The following is a 26,013-nucleotide window of genomic DNA, read 5'->3' as shown; positions in this document are numbered from 1 at the left end:
TACTGCCGCTCCGATGTTGAATGCCCTGAGTTTGTTATTGGTGACCACCGCCTTGTCGGGGGTCATGTTGCTGGTCCTGTCGTCGCTCGCCAAGAGCGAGGTGGCAGGCATCCGCGAATGGCGGCAGGCAAACCTGCTGGCGGTGGTGGCCTTGCTGCTGTTCGCGGCGCGTGGAGTGGCCCCCGATGTCCTGAGCATCGAGCTGGCCAATGCGCTGTATCTCGGCACGATCACGCTGATCTTCGCCGGCTTCCGGCGTTTCCTCGGGTTGCCCGTGCCATGGCGCCTCTTGGTGGCGGGCGCGCTGGCCGCGATAAGCGGCATCGTCTTCTTCCACCACGTGGTGGAGTCGGCGGCGCTGCGCATCGTGTCGGTGTCGCTCTACCATGGCGCCGTCTGCTTCGCGATCGGGATCGCCCTGCGCTCGCCGGGCGAGCCGCGGCTGCGCTATTCGTTCACCTTTACCCGTTGCGCCGCCCTGGTGCTGGGCGTGGGCCACGCCTGGCGCGCAAGCTTCTATGTGATCGACTTCTACCAGCCGTATTCGCTGCTCGAAGGAAGCACCTACAACCTGGCGTTCATCGCGATCGGCACCCTTGCCCTGCCGGCATTGACATTGGGCGCGGTGATGATGGCCAATGCGCGCCTGATCGCCGCCAGCGCGCACGCCGCCGACCATGATCACCTGACCGGCGCCGCCTCGCGCCGCGCCTTCTTCGCTTTCGCCGAGCGCGAGCTGGCGCGCGCCGAGCGCCGCGGCAGCAAGCTCGGCCTGCTGCTGGTGGACGCCGATCATTTCAAACGCATCAACGACACCCACGGCCACGGCGTCGGCGACCTGGTGCTGCGCGACCTCGTCGAGCGCACCCAGCAGGCAATCCGCAAGATCGATTGCTGCGCCCGCCTGGGCGGCGAGGAGTTCGCGGTGCTGCTGCCCGACGCCGACGATCGCACGGTGATCTCGGTGGCGCAGCGCCTGCGCGCCGCGCTCGAGCGCGCGCCCCAGATGGGGGCGGGTGCGGCCGGCGTGCCCTATACGGTCAGCATCGGCGTGGCCATGCTGCAGCCGGGCGAAGGCATCGCGAGCCTGATGGCGCGCGCCGACACGGCCCTGTATGCGGCCAAGGCGGGCGGGCGCAACCGCGTGGAGGCCGCACCCGAGCCAGCGGCCGAGCCGGCCGCCTAGCGGATCAGCGGCACTCCTGCAGCGCGCGCCTGACCTGTTCGCCGCGCGCGGCCTTTTCTTCGTCGCTCATATAGGTTTTTTGGCCATCGGGTCCGATCCGGGCGACGCGGATGCCCGAGTCGAGACTGGCCTGCGTCTCGCGGGCCGCCGCGCAATGCTCGGCCAGGCGCCGGCTGCGCTCGGCTTCTTCCCGGCTCTTCTGTTCCTGCTCCGCGCGCGTCTTGCTGCGTTCGCGGAAGGCGGCTTCCTGTTGGGCCAGGGTAGGTGGCCCGGCGGCGGCCTTGTTCTCCGTCGGCGACTCGGCAGTCGTGTCCGAAGCGGTCGACGGTTCCAGCGCCGGGCGGCCGGGCGATTTGAGGATCTTGCTGGCCGGCGTGCCGGGTGGGGGCGGGCGGTCGGAATACTGGCGCGTGCCGTTGGGGCCGATCCAGACGTACTGGGCATGGGCGGCGGTGGCGACGACGAGGAGCAGGGCGCCGAGGATGTGTCTGGAAAGAAGAGGCATGAAATGGTTCCTGGATGAACGCGTCGATTTCGCCATGTCCTGGCTCTGCTGTCAATTGCCGGACGCACCGTGCAAAAGAAATTTTGGCCTCCCCGGCGACGGAAATTGAGAGTTTCTGTATAATTTGCTTTTGCGCCTATAGGAAATACTATGCGTCTCCTCCAAAAAGCACTCACCTTCGATGACGTGCTGCTCGTCCCCGCTTATTCCAACATTCTTCCTGCTGCAACTTCGCTGCGCACCAAGCTGACGCGTAATATTTCGCTGAACATCCCGCTGCTGTCGGCGGCAATGGACACCGTGACCGAAGCGAATCTCGCTATCGCCATGGCGCAAGAGGGTGGCATCGGCATCATCCACAAGAACTTGCGCCCGGCCGACCAGGCGCGCGAAGTCGCGCGGGTGAAGCGTTTCGAAGCCGGCGTGCTGCGCGACCCGATCACGATCCCGCCGACCATGAAGATCCGTGAAGTGCTGGCACTGTCGCAGCAGCACGGCATCAGCGGCTTCCCGGTGGTCGAGGGCAGCCAGGTGGTGGGCATCATCACCAACCGCGACCTGCGTTTCGAGGAAGACCTGGAGGCCGAAGCGCGCGCCAAGATGACGCCGCGCGACAAGCTGGTGACCGTGAAAGAGGACGCGGACACGGCTGAAGCCAAACGCCTGATGAACAAGCACCGCCTGGAGCGCGTGCTGGTGATCAACGACGATTTCGAGCTGCGCGGCCTGATCACCGTGAAGGACATCCAGAAGTCGCACGAGCACCCGCTGGCCTCGAAGGATTCGCAGGGCAAGCTGTTGGTCGGCGCCGCCACCGGCGTGGGCCCGCGCGACGAGGAGCGCATCGAGCTGCTGGTCGCGGCCGGCGTGGACGTGCTGGTGGTCGATACCGCCCACGGCCACTCGCAGGGCATCCTGGACCGCGTGAAATGGATCAAGGAGCGCTTCCCGCATGTGGACGTCATCGGCGGCAACATCGCCACCGCCGCCGCTGCGCTGGCGCTGGTGGAAGCGGGCGCCGATGCGGTCAAGGTCGGCATCGGCCCCGGCTCGATCTGCACCACCCGTATCGTCGCCGGCGTCGGCGTGCCGCAGATTACCGCGATCTCGAACGTGGCCAAGGCACTGGAAGGCACCGGCGTGCCGTGCATCGCCGACGGCGGCATCCGCTTCTCGGGCGACATCTCGAAAGCGCTGGCAGCCGGCGCCCACACGGTCATGATGGGTTCGATGTTCGCCGGCACCGAAGAAGCGCCGGGCGAAGTGATCCTGTACCAGGGCCGCAGCTACAAGTCCTACCGCGGCATGGGCAGCCTGGGCGCGATGGCCGACGGTTCGGCCGACCGCTACTTCCAGGAAGCCTCGAGCAAGGCCGACAAGTTCGTCCCGGAAGGCATCGAAGGCCGCGTCGCCTACAAGGGCAGCGTGTTGGCGATCATCTTCCAGCTGATCGGCGGCGTGCGCCAGTCGATGGGCTATTGCGGCTGCGCCACCATCGAAGAGCTGCGCGAGAAGGCGGAGTTCGTCGAGATCACCTCGGCCGGCATGCGCGAATCGCATGTGCACGACGTGCAGATCACCAAGGAAGCGCCGAACTACCGTTCGGAATAAGCGCCTTTCGACGGGCAGGGTTGGCGGCTATGCCGCCGACGCGTAACGCCCGCACTGTGTTGGCTCCCTTCGCTGGGCCGGAAAAACATCTCCGGCCCACACCGAATTCCCCCTAAATTGACGCATCCCATGCATTCCAAAATCCTCATCCTCGATTTCGGCTCCCAGGTTACCCAACTGATCGCGCGCCGCGTGCGCGACGCCGGCGTGTTCTCCGAAGTCTTCCCCTATGATGTCAGCGACGAGTTCGTCCGCGAATACGGCGCCTCGGGCATCATCCTGTCGGGCAGCCACAACTCGACGCTCGAAGGCGATTCGCCGCGCGCGCCGCAGGCGGTGTTCGAAGCCGGCGTGCCGGTGCTGGGCATCTGCTACGGCATGCAGACCATGGCGGCCCAGCTGGGCGGCAAGGTCGAGAACGGCCTGAAGCGCGAATTCGGCTACGCCGAAGTGCGCGCCCGCAACCACACCGCGCTGCTGAACGGCATCAACGACTTCGTCACCGACGAAGGCCACGGCATGCTGAAGGTCTGGATGAGCCACGGCGACAAGGTCCTGGACATGCCGCAAGGCTTCAAGCTGATGGGTTCGACCGACAGCTGCCCGATCGCCGCGATGGCCGACGAAGAGCGCCGTTTCTACGCGCTGCAGTTCCACCCGGAAGTCACGCACACGACCCAGGGCGAAGCGATCATCGGCCGCTTCGTGCACGAGATCTGCGGCTGCAAGTCGGACTGGAATATGCCGGATTACATCGGCGAAGCCGTCGCCAAGATCCGCGAACAGGTCGGCACCGATGAAGTCATCCTCGGCCTGTCGGGCGGTGTCGATTCGAGCGTGGCCGCTGCGCTGATCCACCGCGCGATCGGCGACCAGCTGACCTGCGTGTTCGTCGACCATGGCCTGCTGCGCAAGGACGAAGGCAAGATGGTCATGGACATGTTCTCCAAGAACCTGGGCGTGAAGGTCGTGCGTATCGATGCCGAGGCGCAGTTCATGGGCCACCTGGCCGGCGTCACCGATCCTGAGCAGAAGCGCAAGATCATCGGCCGCGAATTCGTCGAGGTGTTCCAGGTCGAGGCGGGCAAGCTCTCCAATGCCAAGTGGCTGGCGCAAGGCACGATCTATCCGGACGTGATCGAGTCGGCCGGCAAAGGCAAGAAGGGCCAGACCATCAAGAGCCACCACAATGTGGGCGGGCTGCCTGAGACCCTGAACCTGAAGCTGCTCGAGCCGCTGCGCGAGCTGTTCAAGGACGAGGTGCGCAAACTGGGTGTGGCGCTGGGGCTGCCGCATGACATGGTCTATCGTCATCCGTTCCCTGGTCCTGGCCTGGGCGTGCGTATCCTTGGCGAAGTCAAGAAAGAGTATGCGGACCTGCTGCGCGAGGCCGATGCGATCTTCATCGAAGAGCTGCGTAATACGCCGTTTGAAGTGCCGCAGGTGCCAGGCATCGATGCGGGCAAGGCGCCGGTGAACTGGTATGAGGCGACCAGCCAGGCGTTTGCGGTGTTCTTGCCGGTGAAGTCGGTCGGCGTGATGGGCGATGGCCGTACTTATGAGTATGTGGTTGCGCTGCGTGCGGTGCAGACGCTGGACTTCATGACAGCGCAGTGGGCGCATCTGCCGCACTCGCTGCTGGGCAAGGTGAGCAATCGCATTATCAACGAGGTGCGCGGCTTGAATCGGGTCGTGTATGACATTTCGGGCAAGCCGCCGGCGACGATCGAGTGGGAATGATCCCCCGGGCTCGGCATAAGCTGGCATGCTCAGGCAAATAAAGTCAACCAAGCCCCTGATCTCAGGGGCTTTTTTCTTGTTGAACCGTCGGCGGCCGGCAAGCACGTCTGTCCTATCCACAAATGAAGGTGTACGCGATTAACCTGCTCGGTGCACGCTGAAAGGGGCTGGCTGGGCCGTTTCCGGCAGCTTCCGTCGCCAACGTCGATATCGTGGCGCTCTCGGCCAACCTGCGCGAAAAGGTCTATCATGGACGTTTTACCAAACCGGACCTTGATGCTCATGACGACTTCCAGCTATCCCGACATCCGCCTCCTGATCGCCAACGAATGGGTCGACGCCACCGGCGGCAAGACCATTCCCGTGGTCAATCCGGCCACCGGACAGCCGATCGGCAGCGTGGCCCATGCCGCCATCGCCGACCTGGACCGCGCCCTGGCCGCCGCCCAGAAAGGTTTCGAGGCCTGGCGCGTCGTTCCGGCCGCCGAGCGCGCCGCCACTATGCGCCGCGCCGCCAACCTGCTGCGCGAGCGCGCCGGCGACATCGCGCGCCTCCTGACCCAGGAACAGGGAAAACCGCTGGCCGAAGCGAAGATGGAAGCGCTGGCCGGCGCCGAGATCATCGACTGGTTCGCCGCCGAAGGCATGCGCGTGTATGGCCGCATCGTCCCGTCGCGCAATCCAGCCGCCCAGCAGCTGGTGCTGAAGGAGCCGGTCGGCCCGGTCGCCGCCTTCACGCCATGGAACTTCCCGATCAACCAGGTCGTGCGCAAGCTGGCCGCGGCACTGGCCACCGGCTGCTCCTTCCTGTGCAAGGCGCCTGAAGAAACCCCGGCGTCGCCGGCCGCGCTGTTCCAGTGCTTCGTCGACGCCGGCGTGCCGCCGGGCGTGGTGGGCCTGGTGTTCGGCGATCCGGCCGAGATTTCGGGCTACCTGATCCCGCACCCGGTCATCCGCAAGGTCACCTTCACCGGCTCGACCCCGGTCGGCAAGCAGCTGGCCGCCCTGGCTGGCGCCCACATGAAGCGCGTGACGATGGAGCTGGGCGGCCATGCGCCGGTGATCGTCGCGGCCGATGCCGACGTCGCGCTGGCGGTCAAGGCCGCCGGCGGCGCCAAGTTCCGCAATGCGGGCCAGGTGTGCATCTCGCCGACCCGCTTCCTGGTGCACAACGCGGTCAAGGACGAGTTCACCCGCGCGCTGGTCAAGCACGCCGAAAGCCTCAAGATCGGTGACGGCCTGCAGGAAGGCACCACCCTCGGGCCGCTGGCCAATCCACGCCGCCTGACGGCGATGTCGCAGCTGGTGGACGACGCGCGCGCCAAGGGTGCGGTGATCGCCACCGGTGGCGAACGCGTGGGCGACGCCGGCAACTTCTTCGCACCGACCATCCTGGCCGATGTGCCGCTGGAGGCGAGCGTGTTCAACGACGAGCCGTTCGGCCCGGTGGCGGCGATCCGCGGTTTCGACAGCCTCGAAGACGCGATTCTCGAAGCCAACCGCCTGCCGTTCGGCCTGGCCGGCTATGCGTTCACCAGCTCGATCAAGAACGCCCAGCTCCTGATGAACCGCGTCGAAGTCGGGATGTTGTGGATCAACCAGCCGGCCACCCCGAGCGCCGAAATGCCGTTCGGCGGCATCAAGGATTCGGGCTACGGTTCCGAGGGCGGTCCGGAGGCGCTGGAATCCTACCTCAACACCAAGGCTGTTTCGATGGTCGGAGTTTGATCTTGATGCCAGTGAGTTGGGCAACAACTCTTCCATCGTTCGCCTGAAAACGTCGTTCCCGCGCAGGCGGGAACCCAAGTGCTGCTAACGTCGTCGAAACGCTAGCAACTTAGGTTCCCACCTTCGTGGGAACGACGTTCTTAAAGTAGCTCAAAAAGACCTTTGCCTTGACTTGACGTCATCAGGGTCTGAATCGCTAGCCGCCACAGCCCGGCACCGGATTGGCTGCCGGGCCGGTGCGGGTCTGGGCGACGTGGGGAATCGCGCCGTCCTTGCCGTAGCTGAATTCCTCGACCGCGACCGAGCGGCGGTAGTCGGCGCCCGACAGCATCTCGTTGTGATAGAAGATGTAGGATTTGCCGTTGAAGTCGGCGAACGCCTGGTGGATCGTGTGCGTCACCTTGTTCTTGTCCATGATCACGCCGCGATACGTCCAAGGGCCGGTCGGGCTGGGCCCCGTCGCATAGGCGATCACCTCGGGCAGGCCGCTCGCATAGCTCAGGTAATACACGCCGTCGCGCTTGTGCAGCCAGGGCGCCTCTTCGAAATTGAACAGGCCCACCGTCTGGATCGGACCATCGAGCTCGATCATGTTCGGCTTGAGCTTGACGTATTTGAGCACCTTGTTCCCGAAGTACATATAGGCCTGGCCGTCGTCGTCCACGAACACGGCCGGGTCGATGTCGTCCCAGCCGTTCGGCGTTTCGCGCGTCATGTCGTTGGTCACCAGGGCCGAGCCGCGCGCATCCTTGAACGGCCCGGTCGGCGTGTCCGACACGCCGACGCCGATGGCGAAGCCGGGAATCGTGGCGTGCTTGACCGGCGCATACAGATAGTATTTTCCCTTGTGCCTGACGACGTCGGCGGCGAAGGCATCGGCCTTGGCCCAGGCGAAGGTCTTGACCGTGGCGGCGACGCCGTGGTCGGTCCAGTTGCGCATATCGCAGGTCGAGAACACGCGCCACTCATTCATCTTGTAGGTCGTTTCGCCCGGCTTGGCTTCGTCGCGGCCGGTGTACAGGTACAGGCGCTTGCCGTCGACCACCACTGCCGGGTCGGCGGTGAAGATGTCAGTCACGATCGGGTTATCGGCGTTTGCGCCGGCGGCCAGGCAGAAGAACAGGGCAGGCAGAAGGTGTCGCTTCATTGCGGGCTCGCTTTCGCTGTTGCGGCCATCGGCCAGCGGGCCTGGATGCGCCGGTATTCGTCGGTGCCGATGTTCAGGATGGCGCCGTGGCGCTTCTTGCTGTGGCCATAATCGATCCTGGCCGGGTCCGCGCGCCGGAAGCGCTCCGGCCGCGACAGGTCGTCGCTGGTGAGTGCCAGGTAGCCGGCACGGCGCGCATACTGGTCGACCCACATGGCCCATTCACCGGTCTGCGCGATCCGGAACAGGATCGGCCCTTCGACGTCCTTGCCGGTCATGCCGAGCGGGCGCAGGTCGCCCAGGATGTCCCATTGGCCCAGGAGTTCATTGGCGCCCTCCAGCGTCAGCTGACCGTCGCCCGACGCACGCACATAGCGGTAGCGTGACCGCGGATCGTCGACCTTGACGATCTGGGTGTCGATCAGGCCATGCGTGCCGGGACGGTCGATATACAGCGTGGCCGGCGTGAAGGTGACGAAGTCGCGCGTGCGAGAGTAATAGATGCGCGGCTTGGTGACGCCGCCGGCCGGCGAGATGGTGGCCCAGTAGACGAGATAGTCGCCGCTGCGCTCGTCATAGATGGCTTCGGGCGCCCAGGCGTTGCCGGCGTCCGGAATGGCGCCGGCCACGTCCACCAGGCGCGGCGCGGACCAGTCGACCAGGTCGGTCGATTCCCAGATCACCAGTTTCGTGCTGCCCTTGTGCATGGCGGCTTGCCAGCCCTTGCCGCTGGCGATGCGCAGGTCGGTGGCGAGGATCCAGAACTTGTCGCCTTGTGGCGAGCGCACGATCGCCGGATCGCGCACGCCCTGTTCGCCGATCGTGCTACGCAGGACCGGCTTCGAGCCATTCAGGTCGGACCAGCGGTAGCCGTCCTGGCTGGTGGCGAAGTAGATCTGCTCGCCGTCGGTGGTCTCGCTGGTGAAGTGGGCCAGCAGGTAGTTGGGGCGGTCTACCGGTGCGGCGGCGGAGGATACGCCGTTCAGGCCCTTGCCATCGACGATCGGCTCGCCGGCGTCGCCAGGCTGGAAGGCGGGCTGCATGGGGTCCATCGGCAGGATGTTGCCGTCGGCGTCGAAGTTCATCCTCGCCAGCACCGTCTGGCGCTGGTAGCCGTTGCCGTCCGGGACGGCATGGCGGTGGTAGGCCACGTACCAGCGATCGGTGCCGGGCACCTGGACCACGCTGTGGTGGGCGGTGCCGACCGCCGGACCATTCTTTTCCAGGACGATGAAGTTGTTCGTGGCCGCTCTCACCGGGCCCAGTGGCGAATCCGCCGTGCCCCAGCCGACCCGGTAATTCGGGCTGCGCGCATCGTCGATCGACCACATGAAGTAGTACTTGCCCTGGCGCTTGAAGACCACCACGCCTTCGCGGAAATCCTTCATCGGGATGCGATGGACTTCGCCTTCGACGGTGACCATGTCCGGCTTGAGCTTGTAGGCGTTGGCTTCATCGCCGTTGCCCCAGTACAGATAGGCCTGGCCGTCGTCGTCGATGAAGGGGTAGGGGTCGATCGTATTCGTCGTCATCCGGGCGGTGCGGACCAGTAGCGGCGCGCCGAGGGCGTCGACGAAGGGGCCGGTAGGCGACTTGGCGGTGGCCACGCCGATCTTGTGGTCGGCGCTGAAGTAGAAGTGATAGGTGCCGTTGCGCTCGATGGCGTCCGGCGCCCAGGCCTTGATATTGGCCCACTTCAGATCGTTGGCGACGTCCAGCACCATCCGCTCTTTCTTCCACTTGACGAGATCCTTCGAAGACCAGACCGAGAAGTCGGTGGTCATCCAGTTCGGCTTGTCGGAAGTCGGGTAAAGATAATAGGTGTCTCCGAATACCCTGATCGACGGGTCCGCGGTGAATCCCTCGAGGGCGGGCGCGGGGGCGAGGCCTTGCGCCTGCACGGCGATCAGGGCGCTGGCCGTGTAGGCGATGATCGAAGACAGGAGACGATGCATGCTGGGTTGGACTGCGTGCGGGATGGACAGATTGCGATTATGGGCGATGTGTTCCGGGGCAGACCGCCCCGGAAAGGATTGCTCAGCATGTTGATCGGATGGGCGTCGTCGCGGGCGGCAGAGCACTCTTATACTGCCGGGCGGGACGCGACGTTCCCGCATGCCCGACGCGTCGGGCGTCATACTGGAGAATCGATGATCGAGCATTTCTTCCACAGCGGCCGGTTCGCCTGCCTGGCGCTGGCCCTGGCCCTTGCTGGCTTGACGCAGGGGGCAACTGCCGCCGACACCACCATCCGCAACGGCATCTTCTGGAAGGACACCGCCGGCACGCCGATCTACTCGCAGGGCGGCGGCATGCTCAAGGTCGGCGCGAAGTACTACTGGTATGGCGTCAAGTATGCCGAGGCGGTGAGCTATGCCAAAGCGCCGGGGAAGCCACTCGACCAGCCGCACTTCAGCGCGGTCACCGCCTACTCGTCGACCGACCTGGTGAACTGGACCTTCGAGGGCGACGTCCTTACGCCTCAAGGCCTGGGCAAGCAGTACGATCCCAAGGCATGGCTGGGACGCATGGGCGTGGTCTATCACAAGGCAACCCGCAAGTACGTGCTGCTCACCCAGTACAGCAGCAAGGGCACGGGTGGCGGCGTGCTGTTCGCCACCAGCGCCAGTCCCAACGGCCCCTTCGTGTTCGAGCGGCTGCAGGCGAAGATCGACAACGTCGCCACGCCCACCTCGGGCGACCAGACCGTGTTCACCGATGACGACGGCCAGCCCTACCTGATCTTCAGCAGCAACGGCGACCGGCGCCAGTTGTACGTGGCGCCGCTGCGGCCGTCCGACTTCCTCCAGGTCGAAGCGGCCACGAACATCCACAGTACGCCGGCCGGCGGGCGCGAAGGCAATGCGATGTTCAAGCACAAGGGCCTGTACTATTTCTGCTCGTCCGACCTGCACGGCTGGAACGCCTCGCGCAGCTTCTACATGACGTCGCCGAACATTACCGGCCCGTACACGCCGGAGCGGATCATCGAGGGCACCGAGGCGGACTTTTCGCACGTGTCGCAGAACGGCTTCTTCATTCCGCTCCAGGGCAGCGCCGGCACCACGGTGCTGTATGCGGGCGACCGCTGGAGTAATTTTGCCGGCAACGGGCATGGCTACCACGTCTGGACGCCGCTGTCGTTCGAGGGCACCGCGCCACGCTTCAATTCGCTCAGCGAATTCACGCTGGACGCCGCGCGCGGCACCTGGGCCGTCGGCAAAGGCAATAACTACCTGCTCAACCCCGGCTTCGAGGCGGACCGGGTACGCCAGACGAGCGTTGCCGGATGGGTGAGCAGCTGGACCAGCATCAAGGGCGATGCGCCGTTCATGAACGTGCTGGAGGGACGCACCGGACGCTGGGCATTGAGCCTGCGTCATGCGGGGCAGACGATGGGCAGTGCGATCCAGAATGTCACGCTGCCGAACGGCCGATATACGCTCAAGGCATGGGTGAAGAGCAGCGGCGGCCAGCGCGTGGCGCGGCTGTACGCTTCCGGGCACGGCGGCGCCGAAATCGCCCGCTCACTGCCGGATCCGCTGGCCGGGTGGAGCGAGGTGACGCTGCCCGGCATCCAGGTTGTCACCGGCAGCGTGCAGATCGGCGTCTACTCGGAAGGGAAGGACGGCGATTGGCTCACCCTTGACGACTTCAGCCTGGTGCGCGAATGATGAACATCGTCTTGATCCCGATCCGTGCGGTCCTCCTGGCGCTGGCACTGGCCGCGCCTGTACAGGCGGCGGACCTCAATCTGAACGCATCATGGCTATTCTACCGCGACGAGGCCGGCCAACTTGCCAGCGCGGACCAGGTGCCGGATGGCGCCTGGACCGAGGTGAACCTCCCGTACGCGGCGCGCATCGAGCCGCGCGTGCCCACGGCGCCCTGGCAGGGCACAGCGTTCTACAAGAAGCGCCTGGACGTCACGCTGCGGCCGGGCGAGCGCGCGATCCTGCGTTTCGAGGGCGTGATGAACGTGGCCGACGTCTGGCTCAACGGCCGCCACCTGGGACAGCACCTGGGCGGCTACCTGCCGTTCGCGTTCGACGTCACCGATACCTTGCGGCCCGTGGGCGCGAACGAACTCGTGGTGCGCGCCAATAACGAGGACAACCCGATCACCGGCCCCAAGCCGCTCAAGCAGCTCGACTACATCCAGCATGGCGGCATCTACCGCGACGTGCGGCTTGTGATCAAGCCGCCGGTGCACGTCACGGACGAGATGCTCTCGGCCACGCCGGGCGGCGGCGGGGTATTCGTGACCTATCCGCGCGCCGACAAGGGCGAGGCGCAGGTAAAGGTCAAGGCGGAGGTCAGCAACACGTCGAAGAGCACGCAGACGGTCACCGTGCGCCACACGCTGGCGTGGGAGGGCAGGCAAGTGGCCCAGGCCGAGCAGCAGCTGCGCCTGAAGGCGGGCGAACGCCGCCACGTCACCATGCCGCTCACGGTGCGCGCGCCCAGGTTATGGTCGCCGCAAACGCCGAACCTGTACCGGCTGGAGACGAGGATCTCCGCCGCCGGCCGCGAGGATCTGGTCGCGACCCGCATCGGCGTGCGCCGCCTGGCCTTCGAGGGCGGCCGCTTGCTCCTCAATGGCGAGCCCCTGCGCCTGCGCGGCGTCAACCGTCACCAGGAATACCCATATGTCGGCTATGCGCTGTCGCCGCAGGCCGACGCGCGCGATGCGCTGCTGATCAAGCGCTACGGCTTCGACTTCGTGCGCCTTTCGCATTATCCACAGTCGCCGGCCTTCATGGCGGCGGCCGATGAACTGGGCCTGATGGTCTTGCCGGCCATCCCCGGCTGGCAGTTCCACAATCCCGACCCGGCCTTCGCGCGCCAGGCGCTGCGCACCTGCGCCGACATGATCCGGCGCGACCGCAATCACGCCAGCGTCGTGGCCTGGGAGTGCTCGCTCAACGAGACCGACATGCCGGACCCGCTGGTGCAGGCGCTGCACGCCACCGTGCACCAGGAATACCCGGGCGACCAGGCCTGGTCCGCCGGCTGGGTGCCGCATACCTATGACCTTTATCTGCAGGCGCGCCAGCACCGGATAGGGAGTAAGCATGCCTTGCCGGCCAAGCCGCTGATCGTGTCCGAGTATGGCGACTGGGAATACTATGCGATGAACGCGGGCCTGAACCAGGACGCCTGGGCCGACCTCAAGCCGGTCCACCGCTCGAGCCGCCAGGCGCTGGGCAGCGGCGAAACGAGGCTGCTGCAGCAGGCCCGCAATGTGGCCGAGGCCCATGACGACAATGCCGCCACGCCGGCCTTCGCCGACGGCTACTGGGTGATGTTCGACTATGCGCGCGGCTATGCGCCGGATCTCGAGGAATCGGGATTGCTCAGCATCGAGCGCCTGCCCAAGTTCGCGGCCGAGTTCTTCCGCTCACAACGCAGCGCCACGGAGCGTTCACCCCGCTGGGGTGGCGGCCCGATGGTCTTCATCGCCAGCTACTGGCAGGCCAACTCGAATCCGCGCGTGCGCGTGTTCAGCAATGCCCAGGAAGTCGAGCTGCGCCTGAACGGCAAGCCGGTAGGCCGCCAGAAGAGCACACCTTCCGGCACCCACCCGCGCCTGGCGCATCCGCCGCTCGAATTCGACACCGGCGGCTTCGCGCCCGGGGAACTCGTGGCGTTGGCCTATGCCGGCGGGCGGGTCGTGGCCGAGCACCGCGTGCGCACGCCGCAGCAGCCGACGACGCTGGCCCTGGAGCTCGACGACGTCAACGTGCCCGTGGTCGAGGGCGACCTGGTTTTCCTGCGCGCCCGCCTGCGCGACGCCAATGGCACCACGGTGCCTGCGACTGGCACAGAAGTCGCGTTCTCCGGCATCGAAGGCGCGCAGATCGTCGGGAGCCACGTGGTGGCAACCGAGGCGGGGATCGCGAGCGTGCTGGTGCGCGTGACCGGGCCGCGCGCCGCCGTCAAGGCGCGGGCCCAGGCGGGCGCCCTTGGCGCCTCAGAACTTGTACGCCATCCCTAGGGCGAAGGTCCGCCCCGAGTGCGCATACAGCAGCGTGTCGTTGCGCTGCGAGTCGCGCCCGTAGCGCAGCGGTTCGTCGGTCAGGTTGGAACCCTCGAGCGTGACGCGTAGTTGCGGCGTCAGGTTATACGACATCGAAAAATCGAGGTTGGTGGCGGCGTCGACGAAGGTGAAGTCGTGGCCGTTGACGTCGCCCAGCACGTTGAACAGATATTCGGAGCGGTGCGCCGCCGAGATCCGTGCGCTGAACTTCGGATCCTCGTAGTACAGGGTCAGGTTGCCCGCCTTGGGCGACATGCCGACCAGGTTCGCATCCATCGACAGTTGCGGCAAGGTGGCGGTGGCGGTGCGCGTAATGTAGGTGATGGTCGATTTCACGCGCGTGTAGTTGGCCAGCAGGCCGAAGTTGCGCCATACGCCAGGCAGGAAGTTGAACGGCGCCTGCAGGTTGAACTCGAAGCCGTTGAGCGGCCCGCCCGGCGTGTTCACCGCGCGCCGTACCGTCACCAGTGAATCCGGCAGGGTCGGACAGGCCGGCGTGCCACCCGTGAGCGAACACCCGGCCCCGGCCAGGAGGGCATCCGGCAGACCCAGCGAATTATAGGGAACCCGCTCGCCGACACTCTGGATATAAGTGTCGATCTCCTTGCGGAAGAAGCCCAACGACACCATGGCGCCCTTGTCGTAGTACCACTCGGCCTGCAGGTCGTAGGTCTTGGCGCGGATCGGGTCGAGTTCTGGATTGCCGATGCCAACCGTCTGCGCCTGCACATTGACGGCCGCCGACGGCGCCAGGTCGATGTATTCCGGCCGCGACAAGGTCTTGCCCGCCGAGAAGCGCAGGAACACGTCGCGCGGCAGCTGCGCGGTCAGGTTCAGCGCCGGCAGGTAATCGTGGTAGGTCTTGTCGAAGCTGATTTCTTCCAGGTGCCCGCCGGCATTGACCAGCGCCGCCGCCGTGGCCTTCGTTTCGGCGGCGCGCACCCCCGCGTTGCCGCGCAAGGTGACGGGGCCGACGTCGTAGTGGAAGTCCGCCGACAGGTACAGGGCATCGATCTTCTCGCGCACCCGGCGGTTCGACTGGTTCAGCAGATTGTACTCGGAGCCCGGGACCGCGGCGCAGTGGCATTCGATGTCCCACACCTTGCGGAACTTGTCGAGGTCGATGGCCACCCACTGGCTGGGATAGCCGCTGCCTTCCAGGCCGCGGCCGAAGTTGCTGATCATGCGCGTCACGCTGTCCATCCGGAAGCCGGCCGGATTGGGCAGGCCGTTCGGCGCACCCGAGCCGACCTCGAAATTGGTCCAGCTGTTCTCGCGCTTGGACCAGCCGGTACGCAAGGTGAGGTTGTCGTTGACGTCCCAGCTGGCGCCCACGGCATGGGTCTTGAGCTTGTTGCCGGTTTCGAGCTTGCGGCCGACGAACTGGCCGTGCACGGTGCCGTCCGGATCCACCGGGCCCCAGCTGAAGTTGTCCGGATTGGCGACGTCGATGCCGAAATCGATGGTCGGGACGTTGCGGTTGCCGCGGAAATCATAGGAAAAGCCGTTGACGTTGGGCGCGTCGATCTGCACCGTGGCGCGCATCGGCGAATCGAGCGTCGAGCGCGACATGCCGCTCATGAAGTCGAGCTCGATGGTGTCGGTCAGCTTGTGCGTTCCCGAGAAGACGTGCTGTCGAAATTCGGTATTGTTCACGTCGAGCAGGCCCTCCGAGCGCACGTCGACGCCGTTGAAGCGGCCGTATTCCCAGCTGCCGTTGCCGTTGAACGAGGTCTCGACGATCGAGGTCTGTGGCTTGCCGTTGGCGGCGGCGAGGCTGCGGCCGAACGAGATCGCCGAGATGTAGTTGTCGTAGCGGTCGTTCTTGAAGTCGCCACCCAGCAGGTCGAGATTGAGCTCGGTGCCTGCGGCGGGGCGCCACTGGAAGGCCGCGGTCAGGCCCGCGCGTTCGTATTCGGCCACCGAGCGGCGGTAGCGCGGGATGCGCGGATGGAAGGCGCCTGACCCCGGCGCCGGCGCGGCCACCGTGTTGCCATAGCTGTCGGTGCGGCCGAACACGTCGTTGTAAGCAGCGCCGGTGGAGGTGCGTGGCAGGTTGAAGCCGCAGTTGGCCGGTGTGATGCCCTTGACGCCCGAGTTGGCGGGGTTCTGCGGCGTGGCTCCCAGCGGCGAGCAGAAGCCGCCGTCCGAGTCGGCGGACAGCAGTTCGACCGCCTCATAGCCTTCTTCGGTCGCGTGGCGCTTGGAGTAGGCGGCCGAGACCAGGAAGCCCACCTTGCCGATGCCGGTATCCCAGCGGTTCGAGTACAGCGCCGTCGCGCGCGGAGCGGGGCGGTGGGCGAGCGTATTGTAGGCCTGCTGGCCGCCGATGCTGATGGTCTCGCCCTTGAAGTCGAACGGGCGCGCCGCGCGCAGATCGACCGTGGCGCCGAGCGAACCTTCTTCGATGTCGGCCTGCGAGGTCTTGCGTACCTCCAGGCTGTTGAACAGCTCCGAGGCGAACACCGAGAAGTCGAAGGCGCGCGAGCGGTTGGTGCTGCCGTTGATGTCCGAGGCCCCGGTCGCGGAGATCGCCTCGATGCCGTTGATGCGCACGCGGGTGAAGCCCGCGTTCAGCCCGCGCACGCTGATCTGCTTGCCCTCGCCGCCGTCGCCGCGCACCAGCGACACGCCCGGCACGCGCTGCAGCGATTCGGCCAGGTTCGCGTCCGGGAACTTGGCGACGTCTTCGGCCTTGATGACGTCGACGATGCCGTCCGCATTTTTCTTGGTGTTCAGCGCACTGTTCAAGCTGGCGCGAAAGCCGGTAACGACCACGGTTTCGAGAGGCGCAGCCTCCTGCGCTTGCGCACCGAGCGTGGCAAGCATGCCGAGCACGCCGAGGCTGGTCACGCTGCGGCGCAGTACTGCTGCGCCGGGGGAAAGCTGGTGTGTGGATCTGATGGTCCCTGTCTCCGATATCGATGTTATGTTTTGTGGGTAGGTGGCGATATGCCGTCTACCGCATCAATGACGAATTCGGACACGCTTCCCGCCGCCGCCGACCGTAAAGATCAAGTTGTTGATCGAATGGCGACAGAGAGCCCAACGGAACCAAAAGGTGTAAATACTGGGGGGGGTCTTCAAGCCATGTGAGGAACCGACGCACCATGTCGTTGAACAGCGGATGGGTCACCGCCAACGTTCTGCCGTTCGAGGCGGAACTGCGCGCCGGCATGCGGCGGCTGTGTGCGACGCCGGACGATGTCGACGACCTGGTCCAGGAGGTCTACTGCCGCCTGCTGCGCAGTGCGTCGGTCGAGCACATCGCGACTCCCAGGGCGTTCGCGCTGCAGGTCGCGAAGAACATCATGCTGGACCGCTTACGCCGCGACTGCGCGCTGCGGATCGACCTCCTGGCCAGCCTGGACGACCTCGATATGCCCGAGGCCAGGCCATCGACCGAGCGCGTCGCCATGGCGCGTTCCGAGCTGCGCTGGGTGCTGCGCCTGATCGACCGGCTGCCGCGGCGCTGCCGGCAGGTGTACCGGGCGCGCAGGATCCACGGGCTGTCCCAGCTCGAAACCGCGGCCTGCCTGGGCCTGTCGGAGAACGTGGTTGAGAAGGAGATGATGAAAGGATCGCGTTTGCTGGCGGAGATGATCTGCGAGCCGGCGGCTTGCGCGTGAATCGATCCATTGCTTGATTATTTCTGGTCGGGAAGCCTGATGCGCGGCGCACGGCCGCATAATCCATCGCACTGAAATATCAGATGGAGACGCCGCTTGCCACCATTCCTCCCATCCCGCAGACGCTTCGTGCAGATGGCGGCCGCGCTGGCCGCCGTTCCGGGCGCACCGGTCGCATCCCATGCAGCTACCGCCAACGTCGGCGGCAAAGGCAAGCCGGTCTCCGGCACCGCGTTGCGCTGGCTCGACGGCCAGGCGCCGGCGCGCTTCGAAGGCGCCACCCTGGGCGTGCCTTGGCCGCGCGGGACGCTGCGCCTGCCCGCCAACAAGAACCTGCGCTTCACGCTGGGCGCCGACGGTCCCGCGTTGCAATCGTGGCCGCTGGCCTACTGGCCGGATGGCTCGCTCAAGTGGACCGCGCATGCGGTGGCCGGCGGCGCGACTGCCTCCGGCTGGAATCTCGAGACGGGCGCCGGAACGGCGAAAGCGGGCGTATCGGTCAGGCAGTCCGGCGACGCGCTGACGGTCAGTGCCGGCGAACTGACGTGGACCGTGCCGACCAGCGGAGAATACCTGATCGAGCGCGCGACCCGCGCCGGCAGGGTGACGATGCAGCACCTGCGCCTGGTCGCGCTGCGCCAGGACGGGCCCGAGCTGGAAGACGCGGGCAGCGTGCGCCGAGAGCTGTTTACCAGCAAGGTCACGCGCGTCACGCTGGAGCAGGAGGGGCCGGTGCGGGCCGTCGTCAAGCTCGACGGCGTGCACGCCGCGCACGCGGGGGCCGGACGCGATTGGCTGCCATTCTCGGTGCGCCTATACTTCTACGCCGGTTCGGACAGCGTGCGCATCGTCCACTCATTCATCTATGACGGCGACCCGGCCCGTGATTTCATTGCGGGACTCGGCGTGACGGCGAGGGTAGCCATGCCTGACGCCACCCACGACCGCCATGTGCGCTTTGCCGGCGAAGGCGTCGGCGTGTGGGGCGAGGCGGTGCGGCCGGTGACCGGCCTGCGGCGCGATCCCGGCCAGGAGTACAAGGACGCACAGGTGGCCGGCCGGGCGCTGCCGCCGCTGGCCGGCATGGCCAAGCCGGTGCAGGATGGCCTGCGCTGGATTCCCGAGTGGGGCGACTTCACGCTTGCCCAGCCCACGCCGGACGGCTTCGCGCTGCGCAAGCGCACCCGCAGCGGCCACGCCTGGATCGATGCCAACGCCGGCACGCGGACCAAGGGCCTGGTGTATGCCGGTGGCGCGACGGGCGGCGTGGCGCTCGGCTTCAAGGACTTCTGGCAGCGCACACCGAGCCAGCTGGACGTGCGCAAGGCCGCGAGCGACATGGCCGACGTCACCGCCTGGATGTGGTCGCCGTCAAGCCCGGCGATGGACATGCGCTCCTACCGCTCGGCCGACGGCATGGACACCTTCGAAGAACAAATTGCGGGCCTGAACATCACCTACGAGGATTACGAGCCGGGTTGGGATGCCTCGCCCGGCGTGGCCCGCACCACCGAACTGCAACTGTGGGTGCTGGGCGCCACGCCTTCGCACCAGGACTTCTCGGACATGGCCGAGCAGGTGGCCAATCCGGCCCGGCTGGTGCTGGAGCCGGCCCGCATCCACGCCTGCGGCGTGTTCGGCGACTGGGACGTGAGCGACCGCGGCACGCCGGCGCGCAAGCTGATCGAGGATCATCTCGCCTTCAGGCTGGACCAGTACCTGCGCGAAGTCGAGCAGCATCGCTGGTATGGCTTCTGGTCTTACGGCGACGTGATGCATGCCTACGACAACGACCGCCACATGTGGCGCTACGATATCGGTGGCTATGCCTGGGACAATTCGGAGCTGTCGACCGACCTGTGGCTGTGGTACAGCTACCTGCGCACCGGTCGCGCCGACATCTTCAAGTTCGCCGAGGCGATGACGCGGCATACGGGCGAGGTGGACGTGTACCACGCCGGCCCGTTCAAGGGCTTCGGCACGCGCCATGGCGTGCAGCACTGGTCCGATTCGTCCAAGCAGCCGCGCGTATCGAACGCCGCCTATCGGCGCATCTACTACTTCCTCACCGCCGACGAACGCACGGGCGACCTGATGCGCGAGCTGCTCGATTCCGACGCTGACCTGCACAAGGTCGACATCGGCCGCAAGCTGCGTCCCGGCTCCACGCCTGGCGCGCTGCCGTCAGCAGGCAGGTCGGCCAATGCACCGGCGCTGGTCGACGCCTCGTTCGGCACCGTCTGGGGTTCGCTGGTCGCGGCCTGGCTGGCGGAGTGGGAGCGCACGGGCGAGCCCCGCTGGCGCGACAAGATCGTGAACGGCATGCGCACCATCGGCGCGCTGGAGCGCCGCTGGTTTGCCTCGGCGGCGCCCTACGATCCAAAGACCGGAAAATTCAGCGGGCCGGGCGACCAGGTGCGCATCTCGCAACTGAACGGCGTGTTCGGCGTCGTCGAGATGAGTTCCGAGCTCCTGACCCTGGTCGACGAGCCGGGCTACCGCAAGGCCTGGCTCGAGTACTGCCGCTACTACAACGCCCCGAAGGAAGAGCTGATCGCGCTGCTGGGCAGCGAGCCGCGCGGCCGGGCCCAGCCCGACTCGCACTCGCGCCTCTCCGCCTACGCCGCCTACCACGAGCGCGACCGGGCGCTGGCCCTGCGCGCCTGGCGCGAACTGTTCGCCTCGAACTTCATGAAATCGCACGCGGCCGCGAGAAAGGTCGGCGGCGTGGCGGTCTTGCGCGAGCTCCACGAGCTGCCGAACATCGGCACCAACGGCTCGGCACAGTGGAGCCTGGCCGCGATCCAGAATATGGCGCTGGTCGGCGATTCGCTGGACGAGGCGGCGCGTGCCGCCGGCCTGGTGGGACCATGACACGCAAGGAGACAAGACCATGACGCATCCCCACTCCCATCGCCGGCGCCTGACGCTCTCGCTCATGGCTGCGCCACTCTGCGCCGGCGCCGCGCCGGCTCTGGCGGCGGGCGCCAGGCGGGCCGACATCACTGCCCACGGCGCCGTGGCCGACGACAAGACCGTCAACACCGCCGCCATCCAGCAGACGATCGATGCGCTGGCCGCGGGCGGCGGCGGGACGGTGGTCGTGCCGCGCGGCGTTTTCGTCAGCGGGGCACTGTTCTTCAAGCCCGGCGTGCACCTGCACCTGGCCAAGGGCGCGGTGCTCAAGTGTTCGACGGACCTCAAGCATTTTCCGGTCCGGCGCACCCGGATCGAAGGCCACTTCGCCGAGAACTTCAACCCGGCGCTGGTCAATGCCGACGGCTGCGACGGTTTTCATCTCAGCGGCGAGGGCACGCTCGACGGCGCCGGACGCCCGATCTGGGACCGCTTCTGGAAGCTGCGCAATGCCTACAAGGACCCGGGCAACTTCCCGAACATCAGCGTCCCCCGCGCGCGACTGGCCCTGATCGAGCGCTCGCGCGGCGTGACGGTCGAGGGCGTGACCTTCAAGGATTCGCAGTTCTGGAACCTGCACCTGTACCGCTGCCAGGACGTGACGGTGAAAAACGCGCGCTTCGTGGTGCCGGACGATTACAAGCAGGCGCCCAGCACCGACGGCATCGACCTGGATAGCTGCCAGCGGGTGACGATCGAAGGTTGCTACTTCTCGGTAACCGACGACTGCATCGCCGCCAAGGGTTCCAAGGGGCCGTTCGCGCTGCAGGACAAGGACAGTCCGCCCGTCACCGACGTGAGGGTAAGCAACTGCGAATTCAGGCGCGGCCACAGCGTCATCACCCTGGGCAGCGAAGCGACCCTGGTGCGCGACATCCTGGTCGAGGATTGCCGGGTGACCGGACACGTGCTCAATATCGCAGTGCTCAAGCTGCGTCCTGATACGCCCCAGCATTACGAGAACGTCCACCTGCGCAACCTGGTCCTGCAATCTGAACGCGGCGCCATCGTGTCGGTGCAGCCGTGGACCCAGTACGTGGACCTCAAGGGCGCGCCGCCGCCGAAGTCGATCGTGCGCAATATCCGGCTGGAGGGCATCAAGGGCCGCTACGGCGGCTTCGGGCGCATCCGACCGAATCCCGGGCAGACCGAGATCAGCGACATCGTGTTCAAGGATATCGAGCTCGCGCTGCGCGACCCCAGGCTCGATATCGCCGGCGCCAGCGACGTACGGCTGGACAACGTGATCGTCAACGGCAAGAAAGCGTCGCTGTAGCCCTTACAGGCTGCCGGCGCCGGCCGCCGCGCGGCAGACGTGCACGGTCGCCTGCGCGCCGTTCGGCGCCCGATAGTCGCGGGCCAGCGCCTGGCGCGCTGGCTCCACCAGATCTTCCGGCACCAGCGCCACCACACAGCCGCCGAAGCCGCCGCCCGTCATGCGCACGCCGCCGGCCGCGCCGATCGCTCCCTTGACGATGTCGACCAGGCGGTCGATGGCGGGCACGGTGATCTCGAAGTCGTCGCGCATCGACGCGTGCGAGGCCGCCATCAGCTCTCCCATGCGTTCCAGGTCGCCGGCGGCCAGCGCCTCTGCCGCCGCGACGACGCGCTCGTTCTCGCTGACGACGTGGCGTGCGCGGCGCAGCACGACCGGATCGAGCCCGCCGCTTTTTTCGGCAAGCCTGGCCAGGTCGACGTCGCGCAGGGCCGGCACGCCGAAGTGGCGCGCCGCTTCCTCGCACTGGGCGCGGCGCGTGTTATAGGCGCTGTCGACCAGGCCGCGGGTGATGTGCGATTCTACGATCATGATCGCCGCGCCCGCCGGAATCGGTACAGGATTGACTTCCAGTGAACGGCAATCGATCAGCAGCGCATGGTCCTGGACGCCGCAGGCGGAGCTGATCTGGTCCATATTGCCGCATTTGCAGCCGACGAAGTCGTTTTCGGCGCGCTGGGCCACCAGGGCCGCCTCGATCGGTCCCAGGCCCGGGTAGTCGGGGAGGGCAGAGAACAGAGTGCACACCGCCACCGACAGCGAGGCCGACGACGACAGGCCGGCGCCCTGCGGCACGTCGCCGGCGATGACCATGTCCATGCCGTGCATGGCCTGGCCCCCTGGCTCGCGCTGCAGCAGCTCGTGCACCACGCCGCGTACGTAATTGGCCCACATCGGCGCGGCCAGGCGCGCGATCGGCACGTCGAGCGCATACTCGTCGATGGCGTCGTCGTAGTCGGCGGCCACCACCCGCATGCGGCGGTCGGTGCGCGGCCGCGCCACGATCACCGTGCGGTAGCCGATGGCGCAAGGCAGCACCAGGCCGCCGTTGTAGTCGGTATGTTCGCCGATCAGGTTGACCCGGCCCGGAGCCTGCACCCGGATCGTGGCCGGCTGGCCGAAGGCGGCCAGGAAGACGTCGGCCGCTCTGGCCGTCAAAGAATCGTTCATCGTACGCTCAAGGGTTGGAAGCAGGGGTGTCGGCGGCGTCGAGGTAGTGCACCTCGTCGGAGACGGCGCGCAGCATGGCCGCCGCCTGTTCCGGCGTCAGGTCGCGCTGTGCCTCGGCCAGCATCTCGAAGCCGACCATGAACTTGCGCACCGAGGCCGAACGCAGCAGAGGCGGATGGAAGTGGGCATGCAGCTGCCAGGCCTGGGTATTGTCACCCTCGCCATACGGCGCGCCGTGCCAGCCCATCGAATACGGGAACGAGGTCTGGAACAGGTTGTCGTAGCGGGTGGTCAGGCGCTTGAGGGCGAGCGCCAGGTCGGTGCGCTGCTCGTCGTTCAGGTCTTCCAGCCGCTGGACCGGGAACCGGGGCAGCAGCAGCGTCTCGAACGGCCAGGCGGCCCAGTACGGCACCACGGCCAGCCAGTGCGCGGTCTCGACTACTACCCGCTCGCGCGCCTCGGCCTCGCGCTCGGCGACGTCGAGCAGCAGCGGCCGGCCATGCTCGGCCTGATAGGCGCGCTGCAGGCGGTCTTCGCGTGCGGGCAGGTCGGGCAGGAAGCTGGTGGCCCAGATCTGGCCGTGCGGGTGCGGATTGGAGCAGCCCATCGCCGCCCCCTTGTTCTCGAACACCTGGACCCAGCGATAGCTTGCGCCCAGCTCGGCCGCTTGCTCGCACCAGGTGTCGACCACTCCGCGCAGCGCCGGCAAGGTCAGCTGCGGCAGCGATTTCGCATGGTCGGGCGAGAAGCAGATCACGCGGCTGGTGCCGCGCGCACTCATGCTCTGGAATAGCGGGTCGGCGCCCGGCGGCGCGTCCGGGGTGTCGGGTGTCAAGGCCGCGAAATCGTTCGCGAACACATACGTGCCCTGGTAGTCGGGATTGCGCTCGCCATTGACGCGCACGTTGCCGGCGCACAGGTAGCAGCCAGGGTCGTGGGCCGGCCTGGGCGCGCGGTCGGGGGCTTCCTGCTGCCCTTGCCAGGGGCGCTTGGCGCGGTGGGGAGAGACAAGTACCCAGTCGCCGCCGAGCGGATCGTAACGGCGGTGCGGGTGGTCGGTAGGGTTGAACATCGCGTTCCTCGTCATCGTCATGGTCGGATGGTTTCGAGCTTACCACCCGATGCCATAGATGGCGACCAGCAGCACGCAGATCACGGCCGAGCCCAGCGCGAAGCCGCCATCGACGCGGAACAGCGAACGGTCGATGTGCATGCGCTTGAGCGTGCCGTCCTGCGCGGCCATCTTGCTCATCACAACCATGCCGATGACGACCATGATGAACACGATCAGCATGCGGTCGAGGAAGGGGATTTCGTAGACGCCGGCGCCGTTGTCGACCGCAAAACCGATCGGGGCCAGGAACGACAGGTCCATCGCCAGCGGCAGGAACTTGAGGAACACCGAGAACACCAGGCCGCCAATGGTGGCGAACATCGCCGCCGCCGCCGTGGTCTTGCGCCAGTAGAAGCCGAGCAGGAACATCGCCAGGATGCCGGGCGAGACGAAGCCGGTGTATTCCTGGATGTACTGGAAGCCGCCTTTCTTGTCGATGCCCATCAGTGGCGCCAGCAGCACGGCGATGGCCATCGAGACCACCACCGACACCCGGCCGATCCACACCATCTTCTGTTCGCTCGCTTCGCGGTTGAAGTGCTTGTTGTAGATGTCGAGCGTGAAGATGGTGGCGATGCTGTTGGCCTTGCCGGCCAGCGAGGCCACCACCGCCGCCGTCAGCGCCGCGAAGGCCAGGCCCTTGATGCCGGCCGGGAGCAGGGCGAGCAGGGTCGGATAGGCGCGGTCCGGATTGAGCTCGCCGTTCGGACGCATGGCGTCGCCCAGGGTGCCCGAGCGGTCGAGCGCATAGGCGGCGATGCCCGGCAAGACGACGATGATCGGCATCAGCAGCTTCAGGAAAGCCGCGAACAGCAGGCCCTTGCGCGCGGTATGCAGGTCGGCGCCGAGCGCACGCTGGATGATGTACTGGTTGCAGCCCCAGTAGTTCAGGTTCACGATCAGCATGCCGCCGATGATGGTCGACATGCCGGGCAAGTCCATATAGGCCGGATTGTCGCGCGACAGCACCATGTCGAAGTGTTCGCCGGCGCGCAGATACAGTTCGCTCATGCCGCGCAGGGCGCCCTGGCCGCCGGCCAGCGCCGCCACCAGGTCGAGCGCGATCCAGGTGGTGACCAGGCCGCCGATCACGAGGCACAGCACCTGCACCACGTCGGTGTAGCCGATCACCTTCATGCCGCCCAGCGTGATCACGGTGGCGAACACCGCCAGGAACAGCATGCAGGCCATCACGTCCAGGCCGGCGATGCTGCTGATCGCCAGCGCGCCGAGGTAGAGGATGGCGGTGAGGTTCACCACCACGTAGAGGCCCAACCAGAACACCGCCATGGTGGTGGCCACCGCCTTGCCGTAGCGCTGCTCGAGGAATTGCGGCATCGTGTAGATGCGGTTCTTGAGGTAGACCGGCATGAAGAACACGGCCACGATCACCAGGGTCACGGCCGCCATCAGTTCATAGACGGCGATCGCCATGCCGATGCGGTAGCCGGAGCCGCTCATGCCGATGAACTGCTCGGCCGAGATGTTCGAGGCGATCAGCGAGGCGCCGATGGCCCACCATGTGAGGGACCCTTCGGCCAGGAAGAAGTCGTGGGTGGCTTTGCCGCTGGTGCGCTTCTTGCGCCAGTAGATCCAGATGCCGTAGGCCGAGATGGCCACGAAGTAAACCAGGAAGACGAAGGTGTCGAGCGTGGTGAATGGGGTCATGGGTCGATGTCTCTATGCCGCCGGGGTCTCATGTCCCGGTCGTGGTTGTCAGTCGGGCGGGGCCTCGTTTGCCAGGCCGTCGCCGTTGCTGTGTTGCGTCATTGCGCCAGCTCAGCGATAGTACCGCAGAACTTTCGTTTTCGGGTGACCGCTCTGCTCGAACTGATGATTAATACAATAAACGGCAATTTCGAAAGGTTTCGAAAGGCTTTATTGTCGATTTCTTTCGCTTCATGCATTGCGATTACCTTTGTAATGAGTCTGTTGTCCAACTCCCGCGCCA

16 protein-coding genes are annotated in these 26,013 nt (G+C 66.4%); 9 read left to right on the top strand and 7 right to left on the bottom strand.

Translation table 11 applies throughout. The annotated features are described in order from the left end of the window. Window positions 1–64: 64 nt before the first annotated feature. On the top strand, window positions 65–1,186 hold the full coding sequence (locus tag SOM61_RS01060; RefSeq protein WP_320472357.1) for a GGDEF domain-containing protein: 1,122 nt from the start codon (window positions 65–67) through the stop codon (window positions 1,184–1,186). Window positions 1,187–1,190: 4 nt separating this feature from the next. Here the strand turns inward: SOM61_RS01060 and SOM61_RS01055 are convergent, their stop codons facing one another. Next, entirely contained in the window at window positions 1,191–1,691 is a 501-nt protein-coding gene (locus tag SOM61_RS01055; RefSeq protein WP_320472356.1) for a DUF4124 domain-containing protein, read from the bottom strand. Window positions 1,692–1,841: 150 nt separating this feature from the next. On the opposite strand from SOM61_RS01055, the gene guaB reads away from it, so the two are divergent. The 3 genes from guaB to SOM61_RS01040 all read left to right on the top strand — a co-directional run bounded on the left by guaB (window position 1,842) and on the right by SOM61_RS01040 (window position 6,770). Then, window positions 1,842–3,302: an IMP dehydrogenase gene (gene guaB / locus SOM61_RS01050; RefSeq protein ID WP_320472355.1), complete on the top strand. Its 1,461-nt coding sequence runs from the start codon at window positions 1,842–1,844 to the stop codon at window positions 3,300–3,302. A gap of 129 nt (window positions 3,303–3,431) precedes the next feature. Next, the gene (gene guaA / locus SOM61_RS01045; protein WP_320472354.1) at window positions 3,432–5,042 is read left to right on the top strand and encodes a glutamine-hydrolyzing GMP synthase; all 1,611 of its coding nucleotides are present in this window, start codon (window positions 3,432–3,434) and stop codon (window positions 5,040–5,042) included. Between the two features lie 282 nt (window positions 5,043–5,324). Continuing rightward, window positions 5,325–6,770 carry an NAD-dependent succinate-semialdehyde dehydrogenase gene (locus SOM61_RS01040; RefSeq protein WP_320472353.1) on the top strand — a complete coding sequence of 482 codons (1,446 nt, stop codon included), beginning with the start codon at window positions 5,325–5,327 and terminating at the stop codon, window positions 6,768–6,770. Between the two features lie 196 nt (window positions 6,771–6,966). On the opposite strand, the gene SOM61_RS01035 is transcribed toward SOM61_RS01040, so the two are convergent. Together SOM61_RS01035 and SOM61_RS01030 are read right to left on the bottom strand one after the other, a co-directional pair. Beyond that, entirely contained in the window at window positions 6,967–7,917 is a 951-nt protein-coding gene (locus SOM61_RS01035; RefSeq protein ID WP_320472352.1) for a glycoside hydrolase family 43 protein, read from the bottom strand. Then, the gene (locus SOM61_RS01030) at window positions 7,914–9,872 is read right to left on the bottom strand and encodes a family 43 glycosylhydrolase (protein WP_320472351.1); all 1,959 of its coding nucleotides are present in this window, start codon (window positions 9,870–9,872) and stop codon (window positions 7,914–7,916) included. The genes SOM61_RS01035 and SOM61_RS01030 overlap by 4 nt, the downstream gene beginning before the upstream one ends. A gap of 195 nt (window positions 9,873–10,067) precedes the next feature. Here SOM61_RS01030 and SOM61_RS01025 point away from each other — a divergent pair, with 195 nt between their 5' ends. Beyond that, entirely contained in the window at window positions 10,068–11,591 is a 1,524-nt protein-coding gene (locus tag SOM61_RS01025) for a family 43 glycosylhydrolase (RefSeq protein WP_320472350.1), read from the top strand. Continuing rightward, window positions 11,588–13,915: a glycoside hydrolase family 2 TIM barrel-domain containing protein gene (locus SOM61_RS01020; RefSeq protein ID WP_320472349.1), complete on the top strand. Its 2,328-nt coding sequence runs from the start codon at window positions 11,588–11,590 to the stop codon at window positions 13,913–13,915. Before SOM61_RS01025 ends, SOM61_RS01020 begins: the two co-directional genes overlap by 4 nt. On the opposite strand, the gene SOM61_RS01015 is transcribed toward SOM61_RS01020, so the two are convergent. Next, entirely contained in the window at window positions 13,892–16,810 is a 2,919-nt protein-coding gene (locus tag SOM61_RS01015) for a TonB-dependent receptor (RefSeq protein ID WP_320472348.1), read from the bottom strand. The two genes, SOM61_RS01020 and SOM61_RS01015, sit on opposite strands and share 24 nt — an antisense overlap. Window positions 16,811–17,067: 257 nt before the next feature. Here SOM61_RS01015 and SOM61_RS01010 point away from each other — a divergent pair, with 257 nt between their 5' ends. The 3 genes from SOM61_RS01010 to SOM61_RS01000 all read left to right on the top strand — a co-directional run bounded on the left by SOM61_RS01010 (window position 17,068) and on the right by SOM61_RS01000 (window position 21,778). After that, complete coding sequence (locus SOM61_RS01010) at window positions 17,068–17,586, top strand: RNA polymerase sigma factor (RefSeq protein WP_320472347.1); 519 nt, start codon at window positions 17,068–17,070, stop codon at window positions 17,584–17,586. A gap of 96 nt (window positions 17,587–17,682) precedes the next feature. Then, window positions 17,683–20,460, top strand: a complete 2,778-nt coding sequence (locus SOM61_RS01005) for an exo-rhamnogalacturonan lyase family protein (RefSeq protein ID WP_320472346.1) — start codon at window positions 17,683–17,685, stop codon at window positions 20,458–20,460. Between the two features lie 19 nt (window positions 20,461–20,479). Beyond that, window positions 20,480–21,778 (top strand): glycoside hydrolase family 28 protein, encoded by a 1,299-nt coding sequence (locus tag SOM61_RS01000; protein WP_320472345.1) that lies wholly within the window; start codon window positions 20,480–20,482, stop codon window positions 21,776–21,778. Window positions 21,779–21,781: 3 nt separating this feature from the next. On the opposite strand, the gene galK is transcribed toward SOM61_RS01000, so the two are convergent. The 3 genes from galK to SOM61_RS00985 are packed head-to-tail and all read right to left on the bottom strand — an operon-like array spanning window position 21,782 to window position 25,730. Then, a complete protein-coding gene (galK, locus tag SOM61_RS00995) occupies window positions 21,782–22,948 on the bottom strand; it encodes a galactokinase (protein WP_320472344.1) in 1,167 nt (388 codons plus the stop codon). Window positions 22,949–22,955: 7 nt separating this feature from the next. After that, entirely contained in the window at window positions 22,956–24,020 is a 1,065-nt protein-coding gene (locus SOM61_RS00990; RefSeq protein WP_320472343.1) for a UDP-glucose--hexose-1-phosphate uridylyltransferase, read from the bottom strand. Window positions 24,021–24,059: 39 nt separating this feature from the next. Then, entirely contained in the window at window positions 24,060–25,730 is a 1,671-nt protein-coding gene (locus SOM61_RS00985) for a sodium:solute symporter family transporter (protein ID WP_320472342.1), read from the bottom strand. Between the last annotated feature and the right edge of the window lie 283 nt (window positions 25,731–26,013).

This window comes from Massilia sp. CFBP9012 (assembly GCF_034045115.1).
GTDB lineage: Bacteria > Pseudomonadota > Gammaproteobacteria > Burkholderiales > Burkholderiaceae_D > Telluria.
The sequence above is the reverse complement of the archived record's forward strand: the minus strand, read 5'-3'. Positions and strand labels throughout refer to the sequence as shown.

Coding starts and splice junctions, on each gene's coding strand:
- SOM61_RS01060 (WP_320472357.1), top strand. CDS start 65: ATGTTGCTGGTCCTGTCGTCGCTCGCCAAGAGCGAGGTGGCAGGCATC.
- SOM61_RS01055 (WP_320472356.1), bottom strand. CDS start 1,691: ATGCCTCTTCTTTCCAGACACATCCTCGGCGCCCTGCTCCTCGTCGTC.
- guaB (WP_320472355.1), top strand. CDS start 1,842: ATGCGTCTCCTCCAAAAAGCACTCACCTTCGATGACGTGCTGCTCGTC.
- guaA (WP_320472354.1), top strand. CDS start 3,432: ATGCATTCCAAAATCCTCATCCTCGATTTCGGCTCCCAGGTTACCCAA.
- SOM61_RS01040 (WP_320472353.1), top strand. CDS start 5,325: ATGACGACTTCCAGCTATCCCGACATCCGCCTCCTGATCGCCAACGAA.
- SOM61_RS01035 (WP_320472352.1), bottom strand. CDS start 7,917: ATGAAGCGACACCTTCTGCCTGCCCTGTTCTTCTGCCTGGCCGCCGGC.
- SOM61_RS01030 (WP_320472351.1), bottom strand. CDS start 9,872: ATGCATCGTCTCCTGTCTTCGATCATCGCCTACACGGCCAGCGCCCTG.
- SOM61_RS01025 (WP_320472350.1), top strand. CDS start 10,068: ATGATCGAGCATTTCTTCCACAGCGGCCGGTTCGCCTGCCTGGCGCTG.
- SOM61_RS01020 (WP_320472349.1), top strand. CDS start 11,588: ATGATGAACATCGTCTTGATCCCGATCCGTGCGGTCCTCCTGGCGCTG.
- SOM61_RS01010 (WP_320472347.1), top strand. CDS start 17,068: ATGTCGTTGAACAGCGGATGGGTCACCGCCAACGTTCTGCCGTTCGAG.
- SOM61_RS01000 (WP_320472345.1), top strand. CDS start 20,480: ATGACGCATCCCCACTCCCATCGCCGGCGCCTGACGCTCTCGCTCATG.
- galK (WP_320472344.1), bottom strand. CDS start 22,948: ATGAACGATTCTTTGACGGCCAGAGCGGCCGACGTCTTCCTGGCCGCC.
- SOM61_RS00990 (WP_320472343.1), bottom strand. CDS start 24,020: ATGTTCAACCCTACCGACCACCCGCACCGCCGTTACGATCCGCTCGGC.
- SOM61_RS00985 (WP_320472342.1), bottom strand. CDS start 25,730: ATGACCCCATTCACCACGCTCGACACCTTCGTCTTCCTGGTTTACTTC.